Source organism: Archangium sp., from assembly GCF_045802675.1.
Classification (GTDB): Bacteria; Myxococcota; Myxococcia; order Myxococcales; family Myxococcaceae; genus Archangium.
Genome location: NZ_JBJMQO010000025.1, coordinates 1 through 16,438, shown reverse-complemented (window position 1 = coordinate 16,438; position 16,438 = coordinate 1). Strand labels below are relative to the sequence as shown.

The 16,438-nt window shown below is 68.9% G+C and carries 16 protein-coding genes; 4 read left to right on the top strand and 12 right to left on the bottom strand.

The genetic code is table 11. From position 1 onward, the window contains the following. Positions 1–4: 4 nt before the first annotated feature. Positions 5–2,113: an Hsp70 family protein gene (locus ACJ8AN_RS06935; RefSeq protein ID WP_407754451.1), complete on the top strand. Its 2,109-nt coding sequence runs from the start codon at positions 5–7 to the stop codon at positions 2,111–2,113. A 60-nt stretch (positions 2,114–2,173) separates the two neighbouring features. On the opposite strand, the gene ACJ8AN_RS06930 is transcribed toward ACJ8AN_RS06935, so the two are convergent. From ACJ8AN_RS06930 to ACJ8AN_RS06905, 6 genes are all read right to left on the bottom strand, one after another. After that, positions 2,174–2,926 carry a DedA family protein gene (locus ACJ8AN_RS06930; protein ID WP_407754450.1) on the bottom strand — a complete coding sequence of 251 codons (753 nt, stop codon included), beginning with the start codon at positions 2,924–2,926 and terminating at the stop codon, positions 2,174–2,176. A 358-nt stretch (positions 2,927–3,284) separates the two neighbouring features. Beyond that, complete coding sequence (locus tag ACJ8AN_RS06925; protein ID WP_407754449.1) at positions 3,285–3,740, bottom strand: cyclic nucleotide-binding domain-containing protein; 456 nt, start codon at positions 3,738–3,740, stop codon at positions 3,285–3,287. Between the two features lie 38 nt (positions 3,741–3,778). Continuing rightward, on the bottom strand, positions 3,779–4,294 hold the full coding sequence (locus tag ACJ8AN_RS06920; protein ID WP_407754448.1) for a gamma carbonic anhydrase family protein: 516 nt from the start codon (positions 4,292–4,294) through the stop codon (positions 3,779–3,781). Between the two features lie 9 nt (positions 4,295–4,303). After that, on the bottom strand, positions 4,304–5,686 hold the full coding sequence (gene miaB / locus ACJ8AN_RS06915) for a tRNA (N6-isopentenyl adenosine(37)-C2)-methylthiotransferase MiaB (RefSeq protein WP_407754447.1): 1,383 nt from the start codon (positions 5,684–5,686) through the stop codon (positions 4,304–4,306). Between the two features lie 93 nt (positions 5,687–5,779). After that, positions 5,780–6,283, bottom strand: a complete 504-nt coding sequence (locus tag ACJ8AN_RS06910) for a hypothetical protein (RefSeq protein WP_407754446.1) — start codon at positions 6,281–6,283, stop codon at positions 5,780–5,782. Between the two features lie 15 nt (positions 6,284–6,298). Next, positions 6,299–7,696 carry a VWA domain-containing protein gene (locus tag ACJ8AN_RS06905; protein WP_407754445.1) on the bottom strand — a complete coding sequence of 466 codons (1,398 nt, stop codon included), beginning with the start codon at positions 7,694–7,696 and terminating at the stop codon, positions 6,299–6,301. Positions 7,697–7,839: 143 nt separating this feature from the next. Between ACJ8AN_RS06905 and ACJ8AN_RS06900 the strand changes: the two genes are divergently transcribed. From ACJ8AN_RS06900 to ACJ8AN_RS06890, 3 genes are read left to right on the top strand one after another with little or no spacing between them, the layout of a single operon-like run. After that, complete coding sequence (locus ACJ8AN_RS06900; protein ID WP_407754444.1) at positions 7,840–8,565, top strand: SDR family NAD(P)-dependent oxidoreductase; 726 nt, start codon at positions 7,840–7,842, stop codon at positions 8,563–8,565. Continuing rightward, positions 8,562–9,398 carry a dihydroneopterin aldolase gene (locus ACJ8AN_RS06895; RefSeq protein WP_407754443.1) on the top strand — a complete coding sequence of 279 codons (837 nt, stop codon included), beginning with the start codon at positions 8,562–8,564 and terminating at the stop codon, positions 9,396–9,398. Before ACJ8AN_RS06900 ends, ACJ8AN_RS06895 begins: the two co-directional genes overlap by 4 nt. Beyond that, positions 9,395–10,180 (top strand): SDR family NAD(P)-dependent oxidoreductase, encoded by a 786-nt coding sequence (locus ACJ8AN_RS06890; protein ID WP_407754442.1) that lies wholly within the window; start codon positions 9,395–9,397, stop codon positions 10,178–10,180. The genes ACJ8AN_RS06895 and ACJ8AN_RS06890 overlap by 4 nt, the downstream gene beginning before the upstream one ends. 96 nt (positions 10,181–10,276) lie before the next feature. Here ACJ8AN_RS06890 and queD read toward each other — a convergent pair whose 3' ends face one another. The 6 genes from queD to ACJ8AN_RS06860 all read right to left on the bottom strand — a co-directional run. Beyond that, positions 10,277–10,639: a 6-carboxytetrahydropterin synthase QueD gene (queD, locus tag ACJ8AN_RS06885; RefSeq protein ID WP_407754441.1), complete on the bottom strand. Its 363-nt coding sequence runs from the start codon at positions 10,637–10,639 to the stop codon at positions 10,277–10,279. A gap of 27 nt (positions 10,640–10,666) precedes the next feature. Continuing rightward, complete coding sequence (locus tag ACJ8AN_RS06880) at positions 10,667–11,956, bottom strand: class I SAM-dependent RNA methyltransferase (protein ID WP_407754440.1); 1,290 nt, start codon at positions 11,954–11,956, stop codon at positions 10,667–10,669. A gap of 126 nt (positions 11,957–12,082) precedes the next feature. Continuing rightward, positions 12,083–12,739, bottom strand: a complete 657-nt coding sequence (locus ACJ8AN_RS06875) for a CoA transferase subunit B (RefSeq protein WP_407754439.1) — start codon at positions 12,737–12,739, stop codon at positions 12,083–12,085. A 9-nt stretch (positions 12,740–12,748) separates the two neighbouring features. Continuing rightward, positions 12,749–13,447, bottom strand: coding sequence for a CoA transferase subunit A (locus tag ACJ8AN_RS06870; RefSeq protein ID WP_407754438.1), 699 nt, complete (start codon positions 13,445–13,447; stop codon positions 12,749–12,751). Positions 13,448–13,539: 92 nt separating this feature from the next. Beyond that, complete coding sequence (locus ACJ8AN_RS06865) at positions 13,540–14,718, bottom strand: thiolase family protein (protein WP_407754437.1); 1,179 nt, start codon at positions 14,716–14,718, stop codon at positions 13,540–13,542. A 268-nt stretch (positions 14,719–14,986) separates the two neighbouring features. Next, the coding region (locus ACJ8AN_RS06860) for a 30S ribosomal protein S1 (protein ID WP_407754436.1) at positions 14,987–16,438 on the bottom strand (1,452 nt) is incomplete at its 5' end.

The following is a 16,438-nucleotide window of genomic DNA, read 5'->3' as shown; positions in this document are numbered from 1 at the left end:
GGCGGTGGCCGCGGCTCCCACGGTGGCTCCCGCGCTCACGCCCGCTCCCGGACAGGAGTTCCTGACCCCCTCGCTGACGCCGTTGCCGGGAGTGCTCGACGCGGCCGTCGCGCGGCTCTCCCAGTCGCCCCACGCCGGGCCGGCCTCCGCGGCACCCCCGGCCGTCCGGCCTCCGTCGCTCACTCCCATGGAGGTCCCCGCCGTCCGGCCTCCGTCGCTCACCCCCATGGAGGTCCCCGTCGCGGCGTCCCGGCCTCCCACTCCCCCGGTGGCCACGGGCCGTCCGGCGCCTCCTCCCGAGCCCCGCCAGACGCTCACCTCGGCGACGCCCACGCCCGCCGTCCCGAGCGCCCCGGCCTTCGAGGCCCCTACCGAGGAGCCCAAGCGCACCGGGCCCGTCATCGGCATCGACCTGGGAACAACGAACTCCTGCGCTGGCTACGTGCGCAACAACAAGCCGGCCGTCCTCCACAGCCGCGAGGGGCACAACACCGTCCCCTCCATCCTCGCCCTCAACACCCGCGGCAAGCTCGTGGTGGGCCACCCCGCCAAGGGGCAGATGCTCACCAACCCCCGCCAGACGGTGTACGGCGCCAAGCGCCTCGTCGGCCGTCCCTACGAGTCCCCCCTCGTCCGGCAGATCAAGGATCGCTTCGCCTACGAGATCGCCCCCGGGGACAACGGCGAAGCCGCGGTGCGGCTCGGGGATCGCGTCTACTCGCTGCAGCAGATCTCCGCGCTCATCCTGCGCGAGGTGCGTGAGGTGGCCCAGAACCAGCTCGGCCAGCCCGTCTCGCGCGCCGTCATCACCGTCCCCGCCTACTACAACGACAACCAGCGCCAGGCCGTGCGCGAGGCCGGACGGCTCGCCGGGCTCCACGTGGAGCGCATCCTCAACGAGCCCACCGCCGCCGCGCTCGCCTACGGCTTCGGCCGCAAGCTCAAGCAGCGCGTGCTCGTCTACGACCTCGGCGGCGGCACCTTCGACGCCTCCGTGCTCGAGCTCAACGACACTCTCTACGAAGTGGTCTCCACCGGCGGCGATACCTTCCTCGGCGGCATCGACTTCGACAACGCCATCGTCGAGTACCTCCTCGAGCAGTTCCAGGCGCAGACCGGCCTCACCTTCCAGGGAGACCGGGTGGCCATGCAGCGCATCCAGGACGCCGCCGAGCGCGCCAAGTGCGCCCTCTCCGAGCGCTCGCAGGTCCGCGTCCACGTGGCCTTCCTCACCATGGTCGACGGCAAGCCCGTGGATCTCGACGTCAACCTCACCCGCGAGAAGCTCGTCGAGCTCACCAGCGGGCTCGTCGATCGCTCCCTCCACGTCTGCGCCGACGTGCTCGATGCCAAGGGCCTCACCCCCAAGGACATCGACGAGATCATCCTCGTGGGCGGCCAGAGCCGCTTCCCGCTCGTGCACGAGAAGATCTCCTGGTTCTTCGGCAAGGCGCCCACCAAGAACGTGCACCCCGACGAGGCGGTGGCGCTCGGTGCGGCCCTGCTGGCCCACAGCCTGGGACAGCTCGAGGGCGTGGTGCTCATCGACGTGCTGCCCATGGCCATCGGAGTGGGCCTGCCCGGCGGGCGCTTCAAGCCCGTGCTCGAGCGCAACGCGGCCCTGCCCGCCGCGAAGACCTACCAGCTCGCCACCAGCCGCGATGATCAGCAGGAGCTCGATCTGATCATCCTTCAGGGAGACTCGGAGCGGGCCGTGGAGAACGAGTACCTCGGCACGCTGAAGGTCTCCGGGCTGCCTCCGGGGCCTCGCGGCTCGGTGAAGGTCTCCATCACCTTCGAGGTGAACAACGAGTGCATCCTCAAGGTCACCGCTCGCGAGCAGAGCAGTGGCCTCGAGGCGATGAGCATCTTCAGCACTCGCGACACGCCCGAGGACGTGAAGTCGAAGCTGGGGCTGCAGCACCACCCGGAGATTCCGGCCGGCCGGGCCCAGGGCCCGGTTACGGCACGGCCCTCGTCAGGGGGCATGCCGGTGCACAAGCCCGCCGCCGCTCCGCCCATCCCTCTGCCCATCGCCGTCGCCGCCAACGCCCGCGACGTCGCCCCGGGCGGACTGGTGAACTGGCTGAAGCGGATCCTCGGACGCACGTGAGCCGGAAGCGGGGACCTGATTCGGGGTCCCTCTCCTTCCGGCTCATGGGTGATTTCTTCTTCAGTCGCGGACGTGCATGCGCTCGGGACCGGCGGACTGCTCGAAGACCGGAGCCGTGGCCGGCTGAGCCTCGGGGGCCGCTCCCGTCAGCAGGTGCGCCGACACCGGCGAGGCCTTCACCGCCGCCTTCAGCGCCGCACCGCGCAGCACGGCCAGGCGCTTGCGCCACAGGAAGGCCACCAGGCCCACCAAGGCAATCACTCCGAAAACCACGAGCTGGCCTTCCTTCATCCGCTCGATGCCGTAGTCCAGCTTGTCGCCGAAGTGGAAGCCGACCCACACGAAGAAGGGCGCGGACAGCAGCGCCGCCAGGCCGTCCCAGAGGATGAAGCGCCAGTAGGCCATGCCCGCCGAGCCGGCCGTGAAGTACGTCACCGCGCGCACCCCGGGCAGGAAGCGGGCGATCATCACGATCTTCTGCCCGTGCAGGCCGAACAGCCCCTCCACCCGCGCGCGCTTCTCGGGAGTGACGACCCGGGCCAGGAAGCCCGTGGGCGAGCGGCCCACCTGCGAGCCCAACCGGCGCCCGGCCAGGAAGATGAGGCTGTCACCCGCGAGGATCCCCGCGAAGCCAATCAGCATCATGATCGGCAGGCTGGCGGCGCCCTTGTGCGCGAGGAACCCGCCCAGGATGAGCGAGATGTCCTCGGGCAGTGGCACTCCGAGCCCGCAAGCCACCAGGATGCCGAAGACGGTGGCGTAGGCGAGGAAGCCGTGGGTACTACCCAGCAGGTTGGTGAGGAATTCTTGCACGCTCGTCTCGTCTCTCTCGTCACTTCCGGGAGGCCCCGGCACCCTCCGCCTCAGGGTCTCCAGCGCCCCCGCATCAACCGGGCACGCGTCTTCAAAACTCCGAGCAACTGTCGGGTACCAGTCTATCCCCCACGGCTGGCCGCCCCATCAACTCGTTGGGAAGCTCCAACGCTTGGACCTCAAGTAACCGGGCACCCGCATGGCAGCCTGGTCCCCGTCCAACAAAGCTGGCGCCGTCGCGTCTTCCCGGCAGTCCGTCCGGCAGGCGCGTACGCTGGGGTGGGTCTGGGTAGGATGGCGTGAACGTCCCCTCGCATCGTTCACGGGGAAGGTAGCACGAGGCGCAAGGGGTACAGCGTCACGTCTTGCCCACCAGGGACTTCATGGCCTCACGGTTGTCGCGGACCTTCTGGCCGAAGTGGGTGATGATCCCCATCAGCAGCTTCATGCACGCCTGGGGCTTCTGGGCGGTGAGCTTCTGGAAGTCCGCGTGACGGATTTCCACGGCCGTCACGTCGGTGAGGGCCATGGCGGTGCACAGGCGCTCGCCCTTCTGGATGAGTGCCAGCTCGCCCAGGGGCTCACCCATGCCCACCTCCCCGAGCGTCACGTCGTCGCCGCCGACGCTCTTCGCGCTCAGACGCACCGTGCCCTCTCCCACGATGAAGAGGGACTCGCCCGGGCGGTTCTCCAGGAAGAGGGCCGAGCCCTTGGGAAAGGCACGAGCCACACCGATGGCGGCGAAGATCTGGATGCCGACGTCGGTGAAATCCTTGAAGAGCGGGCTCGCCTTGAGTGCGGCTGCGACCTCCATGCGGTGTCGTCCTAACACGCACGCTGGCGGGCGTCACGTTAACGGCTGGCGCGGTGGTCGGCGGCCGTGCGGACGTAGTGCTTCGCGGACTCGAGCAGGAAGGCCCGCTCTTCGTCGGAGATCACCCGCTTCACCTTGCCCGGCGAGCCCACCACCAGCGAGCCCGCGGGTACCTTCGTCCCCGGAGTCAGCAGCGTACCGGCGCCGATGATGCAGTCGTCGCCGATCTCCACGTCGTCCATGACGATGGCGCCCATGCCCACCAGCACCCGGTTGCCCACCCGGCACCCGTGCAGCACCACGTGGTGCCCCACCGTCACGTCGTCCCCGATGTGCGTGGCGTAGCGGTTGCTGGTGACGTGGACCATGGTGAGATCCTGGATGTTGGTCCTCTGGCCGATGCGGATGGGGTTCACGTCCCCCCTCAGCACCGAGTTGAACCACACCGAGCTGTCCTCCCCCAGCTCCACGTCGCCAATCACCTGCGCCGAGTCCTCGACGAAGCAGCTCGGGTGGACGCGCGGGAGTTGGTCACGGAATCGGCGCAGGGCCATGGGGTCTCCTCAGGCCACCACGCAGGAGACGTCGGGGACCGGGAGATCGGCCGGCGGCACCACCACCGGCTGGCTCAGCACCACCGTCTGCTTGCCGGAGAGCTGGTTCGGCGTGGCGCTCTCCACCAGCACCTTCACGAACGCCCCCGCCGACGCGTCACCGTCGAAGTTCACCGTGCGGTTCTCCGGCGTCCGGCCGAAGCGCTTCAGCGGGTTGTAGCGCGAGTGGCCCTCCACCAGCACCTCCACCTCCAGCCCCACCTGCGACGCGGTGAGCTCCCCGCTGATCCGCCGCTGGATCTTCTGCAGCCGCTCCAGGCGCTCGATCTTCACCTCGTGCGCCACCAGACCCCACTGGTCCTCCTTCAGCGCCGCGCCCGTCTTCGGCCGGGGGCTGTAGATGAACGAGAACTGGTTGTCGTAGCGCACCTTCTCCGTGAGCTCGAGCGTGAGCGCGAAGTCCTCCTCCGTCTCGCCCGGGAAGCCCACGATGATGTCCGTCGTCACCGCGATGCCGGGGCGCGCCTCGCGCAGCTTCTCCAGCCGCTCCAGGTACTGCACCACCGTGTAGTCGCGCCGCATCCGCTTGAGCACCGGATTCGAGCCGCTCTGCACCGGCAGGTGGAAGTGCGGCATGATCTTCGGCTGCGTCCGGAACGCTTCGATCAGCTCGTCCGACAGGTCGTGCGGGTGGCTCGTGGTGAAGCGCACGCGCTCGATGCCCGGCACCTCGGCGGTGCGCAGCAACAACTGCGCGAAGCCGATGCCGCCCCGGTACGAGTTCACGTTCTGGCCGATCAGCGTCACCTCGCGCACGCCCACCTTCGCCAGGTCCGCCACCTCGGCGAGCACGTCCGGGAAGGGCCGGCTCACCTCGCGGCCACGCGTATGCGGCACCACGCAGAAGGAGCACACGTTGTCGCAGCCCTTCATCACCGTGACGAACTCGGTCACCTTGCCGCGGCTCGTCTCGGGGTCGGCGCGCGGGAAGACGTACTCCTCCGAGTCCACCCAGGCCGTCTCCACCACCCGCTCGCGCTCGTTCTGCACGCGGCCGATGATCTCCGGCAGCTTGACGATGGAGTCCGGGCCGAAGACGAAGTCCAGGTAGGGCACCTTCTTGAGGAGCTTGTCCTTCTCCTGCTGCGCCACGCACCCGCCCACCCCGAGCAGCGTGCCGCGGGCGAGCTTCACCGTGCGATAGCGGCCCAGCGCGGAGAGCATCTTGTCCTCGGCCTTCTCGCGGATGGAGCAGGTGTTGAGGATGATGAGGTCCGCCTCCTCCGGGACGGGAGTGGGCCGGTACTCCAGCTTGCCGAGCACCTCGCTCATGCGGAGCGAGTCGTTGACGTTCATCTGGCAGCCGAAGGTGTGAATGAAGTAGCGCTTCATGGGTCTTTCCGTACGGAGAACGGGCTCTTATCCGATGGGCCCCGGCGGAATGCAACGGTTGCGGGGCCCGAGCGGGCAGGCGGGCGGGCGCCCTCAGGCCCGGGTCAGGGCCTTCTGCATCCGGGTATGGAGGGCCACCAGCCGGTCCTCGTGCTGGTTGAGCAGGTCGATCGCCTGCTGGCCGTAGCGCCGGGCCAGGGGCTCCAGGTGCTCCAAGCGGCCCAGCTCGTCGCGGGCCCTGCGGGCCTTCTCGACGGAGGCGGCATCGGTCTGCGTCTCCAGCTCCGCGAGCCGGGTGCGGACCTTCCGGGCCGTCCAGCGCTGGCCGCAGTAGGCGCGCACCAGGGCGTTGGCCAGCTCCAGGACCTTCAACTCCAACCCGGAGGCCTTCAGGCCGAGCTCGTGCGCCCTGGCGAAGGCGTCGTGGGCCACCGTGGCCTGCTCGATGTGGCCGAGGAAGGCCTCCTGGTAGCGCACGAGCCCCTCCAGCTCGGACTCGGTGAGGGGGTGGGCGGAGAGCCGCAGCGTGCGCGAGTCGGCCGCCTCCATGAGGCCGGAGGGCGCGGTGTCGATGTCGTCGAACATGGAACGGGACATGGGGGTGTGTCTCTCTCAGGCGGGCACGAGCTGCTCGGCGATGCGGGACAGCTCGGCCACGGAATTGACCACCACGGTCTGGTGGCACTGTTTCGAGTAGGTGAGCATCTCGCTGTCCCCGAAGCCCCAGTTGGGCTTGTCCTCGGGGCAGATCCACAGGAGCCGCTTGCACTTCTGCTTCAGGTCCTTGAGTGCCCAGGCGTTGTTGGCGTTGTAGTTGTTGCGGCCGTCCCCGATGATCATCACCGTGGTGCGGCGCGTGATGCTGCCGAGCTGGTCTCTGGCGAACATGGCCAGCGCCCGGCCGTAGTTGGAGTTGGCGGTGAGCGAGACGGCCTGCCCCATGGTGGCCAGATCGATCGCGCGGTCCACGTCCTGCTCCTTGAAGTACTGCGTCACCTCGCCCACGTCGGATACGAAGACGAACGAGCGCACGCGCACGAAGAGCGACTGCAGCGTGTAGGTGAAGAGCAGCATCATCCTAGAGGCGTTGCGCACCGAGTCGGAGACGTCACAGAGGACGACGACCTCGGGGCGCTCGGGGCGGCGGGCGCGGAACACGGGCACCATGGGCACCCCACCCCACGGCAGGTTGCGGCGCAGCGTGCGGCGCACGTTCAGCGTGCCCTTGCGCTTCGAGCGCTGCTTGCGGATGAGCCGCGCCTTCAGCTTCTCCGCCAGCGTCTTCACCGCGGCCTCCATCTGGTTGACCTCGGCCTGGCTGAGCTGGTGCAGCGGCTTGTCCACCAGCCCGCCCGTGGGCTTGCGGATGCGCGCCTCGGCCTGGCGCTTCACCTCGCGCCGCGCCGCCTCCTCCACCTTGCGCATCGCCTCCGCCACGTGGCGCGAGACGATCTCCACCCCCCCCGAGGGCAGGCCCCGCTTGCGCAGCTCGTCCTCGAGCGCCTTGAGCTCCGAGCGTGCCCGCTCCACCCCCGCCGCCACCATCAGCCGCCGCGAGAAGAAGCCCGTCTGCATCGAGGTCCGCATCTGCGACAAGTCGAGCTGTAGCGTCGCCGAGCGGAAGATCTGCGCCAGCCTCGCCCGGTCCCCCATCAGCGCCGCCTGCGCGAGCGGGGACAGCTCGGGGAAGAGGTCGTTCATCTGGAACAGGAGCATCGTGAGGTTGTCGCCCTCGATGAGCCCCTGCTCCTGAATCTGCTGCGCCAGCGACTTGTCGAGCGCCTCGAACGTCTTGGCCACCCCCGAGAAGAAGAAGTCGAAGGCCCGGTTGAAGACGTCCACGTCCTGCTGGCGCTTCACCATCGTGGCCCGCAGCACCGAGCGGAAGATGGCCTTGTCCTGGAGCCCCACCTCGGCGGTGGCCCGGGAGGCGTCCGACACCTCGGACGTGCTCACCCGCACCCCGTTCTGGCGGAGGACCTCGGCGAACTCGACGATGCGTGCATCCATGCGGTGGTGAGCCTCTCGTCCAGACCTTCTACTTCCAACCCGTCTCCGGGCCCACAATCCCTGGGTGAGCCCTCGTTCCCTCTGCGGGCAACCGTCGTGTCCTGTATACCCGGGCCCGAGAGACATTTCAGAGGGAGTCCTTCATGCCAACAGCCGTCGTCACCGGAGCGGGCATCCGGATCGGCAAGGCCATCGCCCTGGCGCTCGCCGAGGCGGGCTATGACCTGGCCCTGCACGTCCACCGCTCGACCGAGGGAGCCGAGGAGGTCGCCGGGAAGGCCCGCGCCCTGGGACGCTCCGTCACGCTGCACCGCGCCGATCTGGGAACGCCCGAGGGCGTGGAATCGCTGGCCGCCGCCGTGCGCCAGGCCCACCCGGCCCTGGACGTCCTCGTGAACAACGCGGGCATCTACGAGCGGCTCGCCTTCGAGGACATCACCCGCGAGCACTTCCACCGGATGATGGGCATCAACCTGGAGGCGCCCTTCTTCCTCACCCAGGCCCTGCTCCCGGCGCTGCGAGCCGCGCCCCAGCCGCTCGTGGTGAACCTCACCGACATCGGCGCCGAGCGCACCGAGAGCCATTACGCCCACTACACGGCCAGCAAGGCCGGGCTGCTCGTGCTCACCCGGGCCCTGGCGGTGGAGCTCGCGCCCAAGATACGGGTCAACGCCGTCTCCCCGGGCACGGTCGTCTTCCCGGAGAACTTCGACGAGGCGGCCCAGAAGGCCATCCTCGCCCGCATCCCCCTCGGGCGGGTGGGCGCCCCCGAGGACATCGCCCGGGTGGTGGTCTTCCTCGCCCGCGACGCCCCTTATATCTCCGGGCAGGTGATCGCCGTGGATGGAGCCCGGAGCGCCCAGCTATGAACCGCCTTTCCTCCGATGCCTTCGCGACCTCGCCCCGCGACGCGCAGGGCCGCCCGCTGGATGTCATCGAGCTGCGCCAGCTCCCGGTGAACTGCATCGTCGGGGTGTACCCGGCCGAGCGCGGCACGCCGCAGCCCCTGGAGCTCGACGTGGCCCTCTACCTGGACACCCGGAAGGCCGCCGCCGCGGGAAGCCTCCGCGACACGGTGGACTACGCACGCCTGTCCGGTGAGCTGCGCTTCCTGCTGGAGTCCGCGGACTTCCGCATGCTGGAGACGGCCGCCGAGGCCCTCTGCCGCTACATCCTCGCCCCGCCCACGGACGACTCGGCGCGAGCCCCGGTGCGCGCCGTCACCCTGCGGTTGTCCAAGCCGGAGGCGCTGGGCCGGGCGGGCCTCGCCTCGTTGCAGGTGCACCGCACCGCGGACGAGTACCGCTTCGAGGTGGAGGAGAAGCCCTTCGGCCGGGTGGACATCGTCTTCCAGGACGAGCACGTGGGCATCTACCGGCTGCGCGTGGCCCCGGGCCGCACCATCCCCACGCACGAGCACCGGGTGATGAGCGAATCCGAGCTGGTGCTGGGCCACGGGCTGCTGCTCCAGGGCCGGCCGGTGCTGGCGGGGACGGGCTTCCGGTGGCCGAAGCGTTTCCCGCACCGCTACGACAACCCGAGGCAAATCGAGCAGACGGTGCTGTGCGTGGACCGTCCGGCCTTCATCCCCCACGACGAGGTGGAGGTGCCCGAGCCCACGGACGGACTGACGCCCATCGAGGGCCGCGCCTACTACCCGACGGCGGCGAGCGCTCCGGAAGCGGAGGGCGAGCGGTGGTGAGCGCGCGTCCGGTGGGGACCCGGAAGGTGCTGGTGACGGGCGGGGGCAGCGGCATGGGGCTCGCGGTGGCCGAGGCGCTGCTGCGGGCCGGAGGCCGGGTGGCGGTAACGGGGCGCCGGGCGGAGCGGCTGGAGGCGGTGGTGCGCGCCTGGCCCGGTCAGGCGGTGGCCCTGCCCTGCGATCTCGCCTCCCCTTCCGAGCGTGCGGGCCTGCTGGCTCGAGCCCGTGACGCGTTGGGCGGGCTGGACGGACTGGTGCACTCGGCGGGTGTGGTGGAGCACCAGCTCCCGGGCCACATCTCCGAGGAAGCCCTGCGGGCCCAACTGGAGCTCAACCTGGTGGCCCCGCTGCGCCTGGGCGAAGAAGCGCTGTCGCTGCTGGAGGACGGGGGAGGCATGGTGTTCATCGCCTCGACGCTGGCCCTGCGGCCCCTGCCCACCAGTGCCGTCTATAGCGCGGCCAAGGCCGGATTGTTGGCGGCCATGCGCTCCCTGGCCATCGTCGGCGCCGCGCGGCGCATCCGGGCCAACGCGGTCTGCCCGGGCGTGGTGGACACGGAGATGGTCCGGGCCCCACGCCTGAGTCCCGGGGAGCCGCCTCCCGAGGGCGAGGAGCTCGAGCGGAGGATCTCCGCCCAGTTGTCCTCGCTGGGGGCGCTGCATCCACTGGGACGGCTCGGGAAGGCCGAGGAGGTGGCCGACGCGGTGGTGCACCTGCTGTCGGCACCGTGGACGACCGGCAGCGAGTTGGTCATCGACGGGGGCCTGCTGCTGCGCGAGTAGCGCTCGCCGGGGGACCCTCCCGGTTCGATTTTCCCGCAACTGGTCCGATGGTCGTACCAGTCCGCGAAAAGTGCGGCCGGAGGCCGGCCGGGAGGTTCAGTCGGCCTCGCCGCGGTAGATGCAGCCCGAGGTGCAGGTCTCGCGCACCATCACCTGGGAGAGCTGCGGCAGCCGGGGCCGCACGCGCTGCCAGATCCACCGCGCGAGGTTCTCGCTGGTGGGGTTGGACAGGCCCTCGAGCTCGTTGAGGTAGTAGTGATCGAGCTGGGCCTGGATGGGCTTGAAGGCCTCGGTGAGGTCGGCGAAGTCCTGCACCCACCCCGAGTCCGCGCCCACCGGGCCCTGGACGTGCAGCGTCACCCGGTACGAGTGGCCGTGCAGCCGGGCGCACTTGTGGCCCGTGGGGACGTTGGGGAGGCGATGGGCCGCCTCGAAGGTGAACTCCTTGAAGATTTCCAAAACAGACTCCTGTGTGCCGCGGGGAGCTTACCCGGGCAGCTCGAAGGACATCACGGATTCCACGTGGTGCGTCTGGGGGAACATGTCCACCACTTGAAGCGCCAGCGGCTTGTAGCCGGTCTCCACCAGGGCCGCCGCGTCGCGCGCCAGCGAGCCTGGATCGCACGCCACGTACACCACGCGCTTCACGCCCAGCGCCTTCATCCACTTCGCGAGCCCCGGCGCTCCCGTGCGCGGAGGATCCACCAGCGCCAGGTCGAACCGCTTGCCCTCGCGGATGAAGCCCTCGCACACCTTCCGGGCGTCACCCTGGACGAAGCGCACGTTGGCCACCCCACCCTCCCGGGCGCTGCGCTGCGCCAGCTCCACCGACGAGGCGGAGGACTCCACCCCCAGCACCGAGGCCGCGCTCGCCGCCAGCGGGAAGGTGAAGTTGCCGTTGCCCGAGTACAGCTCCAATACCGCATCCGACTCGCGCGGGGCCAGCTCGTGCACGGCCGAGGTCACCAGCCCCACGTTGGCCTCGGCATGCGCCTGGGCGAAGGCATCCGGACGCAGGTACAGCGGCACCTCGGGCCGCAGCGGCGACAACGAGCGCAGCGTCGGCTTGCCGATGACACGAGGCGAGCCCTCCTTGGGCACCAGCACCGCGCCCTCCAGCCGCAGCGAGCGCACCGCCATCTCGCACGCCTCCACGTGCCGGGGCGTCACCAGCCCCTTCAGCAGCACCGCGAAGGACGCCTTGGCCCCCTCGGCGAGCAGGTGCACCTCCTCCGCGTCCCGGGACACCGGCTTGAGCAGCGGCCCCAGCTTCCCCGGCAGCCCGGCGAGCGCCGACACGAGCGCGGGGCACTCGCTCACCGGCACGCGGTCATGGCTGCGCCGCCCGAAGTAGGCCAGCTCGTCCTTGAGGAAGTGCAGCACCGCGCGCCGCCGGTAGCCGAAGTCCCCCGGGGCGATCAGCAGCGGCCGCACCGCGAAGGTGTCCCGCTTCAGCCGGCCCAGGTGCTCCAGGGCGGAGAGAACGATCTCCTGCTTCGCGGCACGCTGGGCGGACTCGGACAGCTCCAGCCAGTCGCAGCCGCCGCACCGGGCGCTCAGGGAACACGGAGAGGGCCGCCGCTCGGGGCTCGGGGCCAGCACGTCGCCGAGCAGGTGCCCGCGCACCACCTTGCCCTCCTGCTCCAGCCGGACGCGTACCCGCTCGCCGGGGAAGGCACCGGGCACGAAGACGGTGCGGCCCTCGTGCGAGGCCACGCCTTCTCCGAGCTGCCCGAGGCGCTCGATCGTCAGTTCGATGGGGGTATCCGGAAGCATGGGGAAAGGCAAACAGCACCCGTCGCGGGCGCCATCCTTATTCGACCTCCGCTCCGGCCTGGGTATTCCGCCGCGGCCCCGGACAACGGGACCGCGGCGCTACGACGGGAGAACCGGAGGTCCGGTTCAGATCTTCATCTCACGCACGTCCGAGGCCACCTTGAGCTTGGGCTCGGTGATGGCCTGCACCTGCTCCACCGTCACGCCGGGGGCGAGCTCGCGCAGCAGCAGGCCCTCGGGCGTCACGTCGATGAGCGCGTACTCGGTGACGATGTGGTTGATGCACTTGAGGCCGGTGATGGGCAGGGAGCACTTCTTGAGGATCTTCGGCTTCCCCTCCTTGTTGACGTGCTCCATGGTGACGAAGACGCGCCTGGCGCCCACCGCCAGGTCCATGGCGCCGCCCGGTCCCTTCACCATCTTGCCGGGGATCATCCAGTTGGCGAGATCTCCCTGCTCGCTCACCTCCATGGCGCCGAGCACGGCCAGGTCCACATGGCCGCCGCGGATCATCCCGAAGGACAGTGCCGAGTCGAAGAAGGCGGCGCCCTTCACCACCGTCACCGTCTCCTTGCCGGCGTTGATGAGATCCGGATCCTCCTCGCCTTCCACGGGCCAGGGGCCCATGCCGAGGATGCCGTTCTCGGACTGGAACATGATGTCGATGCCCTTCGGAATGTAGTTGGCAACCAGCGTGGGGATGCCGATTCCGAGGTTCACGTAATAGCCGTCGCGCAGCTCCTGGGCGATGCGCTGGGCAATCTGCTCACGGGTCAGGGGCATGGCGTCCTCTCAGGCCTTCTTCTGCACGGTGCGGCGCTCAATCCACTTCTCGAGATTCTTCGACTGCACGATCCGCTGCACGAAGATGCCGGGCAGGTGCACCTGATCCGGGTCGATCTCACCGGCGGCCACGATGTGCTCGGCCTCGACGATGGTGACCTTTCCCGCCATGCACATCATCGGCGAGAAGTTGCGGGCCGTCTTGCGGAACACCAGGTTGCCCCAGGTGTCGGCCTTCCAGGCGCGCACGATGGTGAAGTCCGCCTTGAGCGGCGTCTCCAGCACGTGCAGCCGGCCGTCGATCATCCGCGTCTCCTTGCCCTTGGCGAGCTCGGTGCCCGCGCCCGACGGCGTGAAGAAGCCGCCGATGCCACAGCCACCCGCGCGGATGCGCTCGGCCAGCGTGCCCTGCGGGTTGAGCTCCACCTCGAGCTTCCCGGAGAGCATCTGCTGCTCGAAGACCTTGTTCTCGCCCACGTAGCTGGCGACGATCTTCTTCACCTGGTTGGCCTTGAGCAGAATGCCCAGGCCCAGCTCGGTGGTGCCGCAGTTGTTGGAGATGATGGTGAGTCCCTGGGTCCCCTTGCGGTGCAGCGCCGCGATCAGGTTCTCCGGGTTGCCGCACAGCCCGAAGCCGCCGCTCATCAGCGTGGCGCCATCCGGGATGTCACGGACGGCCTCGTCCGCGCTCGCGATGATCTTGTTCATGAACCCCTCCTACGAGAACGGGGCGAGGGCCCTCTAGACCCTCACCCCGCCCCTCCCCTCAGCGGAGAGGGAGTGTTCGTTCCGTGTTGGGACTAACGCTCCACCATCAGCGCGATGCCCTCGCCGCCGCCGATGCAGAGCGACGCCACGCCGCGCTTCTTGTTCGTGTCCTGCAGCGTGTGCACCAGCGTCACCAGCAGGCGCGCGCCCGAGGCGCCGATCGGGTGGCCGAGCACCACCGCGCCGCCGCGCACGTTCACCTTCGAGCCCTCGAGCCCGAGGAGCTTGTTGTTGGCCAGCGCCACCACCGCGAAGGCCTCGTTGATCTCCCAGAGGTCCACGTCCGTGGTCTTGTGGCCCGTGCGCTTGAGCAGGTTGTTGATGGAGTCGGCCGGAGCGATGGTGAACTCCACCGGCTTGCGGGCGGCCCCGGCGTAGCCGGCGATCCGGCCCAGCACCGTGCGGCCCTCGGCCTTGGCGCGCTCGGCGCTCATCAGCACCAGCGCCGCGGCGCCGTCGTTGATGGAGGAGGCGTTGGCCGCCGTCACCGTGCCGTCCTTCTTGAAGACGGGCTTGAGCGAGGTGATCTTCTCCGGCTTCGCGTTCTTCGGGCCCTCGTCCTCGCTCACCACCACGTCACCGCCCTTGCCGCCGGGCACGGTGACCGGGACGATCTCCCGGGTGAAGAGGCCGGCCTTCTGGGCCTCGATGGCGCGCTTGGTGGACTCGATGGCGTACTCGTCCTGCGTGGAGCGGCTGATGCCCTGGGAGACGGCACACTCCTCGGCGCAGCTGCCCATGTGGACGTTGCCGTACGGATCCCACAGACCGTCGTGGATCATCGCGTCCTTGAACTCCACGTTGCCCATGCGGGCGCCGCCACGCATCGAGTGGCTGAGGTAGGGCGCGTTGCTCATGGACTCCATGCCGCCCACCACCACCACCTCGGCATCACCGAGCGCGATGGCCTGGGCCCCGGCGATGACCGCCTTGAGGCCCGAGCCGCACACCTTGTTGAGGGTGACGGCGGGGACGGTGTCGGGGATGCCGGCGTGGATGGCGGCCTGACGCGCCGGGGCCTGGCCCACGCCCGCCTGCAGCACGCAGCCCATGATGGTCTCGTTGACCTGATCCGGGGAGACACCCGAGCGCTCCAGAGCCGCCTTGATGGCGATGGCACCGAGCTGCGGCGCCGTCAGCTTGGACAGGGCGCCCTGGAAGGCCCCGATGGGGGTACGCGCCGCGCCCACGATGACCACTTCACGAGCCATGAATTGCCTCCTTGGAGATGCTGGAGAATGACTTCGAATAACCCTCGGGAGCGCCCTTATCACCACGCCTTGTGGGAGGGTCAAGCCTCCTTGCCTGCTCCCGGGCCCGAGCGTCCACTGGTGCGAGAGATGCGCTTCTCGCTCCGAGGACTCCTCGGAATCACCTGGAATGACGCGGTGTGTTAAAGAGGGCTGGAAAAACGAACGGCCGGGTTCCCCGAGAGGAGCCCGGCCGTCCTGTTTGTCCCTCGTGTGAGGGGTGAGGCGACTACTTCTTCAGCTTGCTCGCCATCACGTCGCCGAGGCGCGCCTTGGAGCCCTCGGCCTGGCGGCGGAGGTACTCGCGGTAGTCGTCGCCCTCGCCGATCAGGGCCTTCATCGACAGGGCCACCTTCCGGTCCTGGGTGTTGATGTCGATGATCTTCACCTCGACCTCCTGGCCCTCCTGCACCACGTCACGCGGGTTCTCGACACGCTCCTCCTTCAGCTCGGAGACGTGCACGAGGCCCTCGATGCCGGGCTCGATCTCCACGAAGGCGCCGAAGTCCGTCACCTTGGTGACCTTGCCCTTCACGCGGCTGCCCACCGGGGTGCGCTCGGACAGGGTGTCCCAGGGATCCGGCTGGAGCTGCTTGATGCCCAGGCTGAAGCGCTCGTTCTCGACGTCGATGTTGAGCACCACCGCCTCGACCTCGTCGCCCTTCTTGAACATCTCGCCCGGGTGCTTGATGCGCACCGTCCACGAGATGTCGGACACGTGCACCAGGCCGTCCACGCCCTCCTCGACGCCGACGAACACGCCGAAGTCGGTGACGTTGCGGATCTGACCCTTGATGACCGAGCCGATCGGGTACTTGTCCTCGAGCAGCGTCCAGGGGTTCTGCTCGATCTGCTTCATGCCCAGCGCAATGCGCTTGGCCTTCGGATCGATGTCGAGAACGACGGCCTCGACCTCCTGGCCGACCTCCAGCATCTTGCTCGGGTGCTTGAGGCGCTTGGTCCAGGACATCTCGGACACGTGCACCAGACCCTCGACGCCCTGCTCGATCTCGATGAACGCGCCGTAGTCGGTGATGGAGACGACCTTGCCCTTGACGCGCGTGCCGACCGGGTACTTCTCGTCGGCGCGGTGCCACGGATCCTCCTGGATCTGCTTGAGACCCAGGCTGACGCGCTCCTGCGTGGGATCGAACTTGAGGACGACGACGCGGACCTCGTCACCCACGTTGAACATCTCGCTGGGGTGACCGATGCGGCCCCAGGACATGTCGGTGATGTGGAGCAGGCCGTCGATGCCGCCGAGGTCGATGAAGGCGCCGTAGTCGGTGAGGTTCTTGACCACGCCCTTGAGGACCGCACCCTCCTTGAGGTTCTTGAGGGTCTCCTTCTTCATCTCCTCGCGCTGCTTCTCGAGCAGTACGCGGCGGGAGAGCACGATGTTGCCGCGCTTCTTGTTGAACTTGATGACCTTGAACTCGAATTCCTTCGAGATGTACTGGTCGAGGTTGCGCACCGGGCGGATATCCACCTGGCTGCCGGGGAGGAACGCCTTCACGCCGATGTCGACGGAAAGGCCACCCTTCACGCGGCCCACGATGGTGCCCTTGACGATTTCATCGCGCTCGCAAGCGGCGGAGATCTCGTCCCAGATGCGCATCTTGTCGGCCTTCTCCTTGGAGAGGACGACCATGCCGGTGTCGTTCTCGCGGCTCTCCAGGAG